Source organism: Rosettibacter primus (assembly GCF_036860675.1).
Classification (GTDB): domain Bacteria; phylum Bacteroidota; class Ignavibacteria; order Ignavibacteriales; family Melioribacteraceae; genus Rosettibacter; species Rosettibacter primus.
Genome location: NZ_JAYKGK010000026.1, coordinates 1 through 586, shown reverse-complemented (window position 1 = coordinate 586; position 586 = coordinate 1). Strand labels below are relative to the sequence as shown.

1 protein-coding gene is annotated in these 586 nt (G+C 36.3%); it reads left to right on the top strand.

The features are described 5' to 3' along the window. A partial coding sequence (locus VJY32_RS14305) for an Ig-like domain-containing protein (protein ID WP_353678611.1) occupies window positions 1-586 on the top strand: 586 nt, incomplete at both ends.

The following is a 586-nucleotide window of genomic DNA, read 5'->3' as shown; positions in this document are numbered from 1 at the left end:
GTGCAACAGCTGACCCTGCACAAATTGTAGTTGCAGAAGCAAATGTAGCTCCAACTTTAACTTTAAGTCCAGCTGGTCCATATTCTGTTAATGAAAATGAAACATTAACAATTACTCTTAATGGAGCAGATGCTAATGCTGGAGATGTATTAACATATACTTATACAGCAACTCCAGCTACAACAGGAGCTACATTATCAGGAAATAAATTCACCTGGAAACCAAATTATGATCAGGCTGGTGTTTATTCAGTAACATTTAAGGTTACAGATAAAGGTGGATTGTCTGCTTCATTAACAGTTGCAATTGTTGTAAATAATGTAAATAGAGCTCCAGTATTCACTGCAGAAATACCAAATAATCAGGTAATTCCTGTTCATAATGTTCCTGTCCCATTTGAATTTATTTATAAGGCAAATGACCCCGATGGTGATCCTGTTACATTTAGAATAGTAAGCGGTCCTGGTGAAATATCTGCAAATGGATATTATCTCTGGGCACCAACACCATCACAAGCAGGAAAATCATATGTTCTTATAGTTGAAGTATCAGATGGTTCATTGACAGCAACATCAACACGAACAAT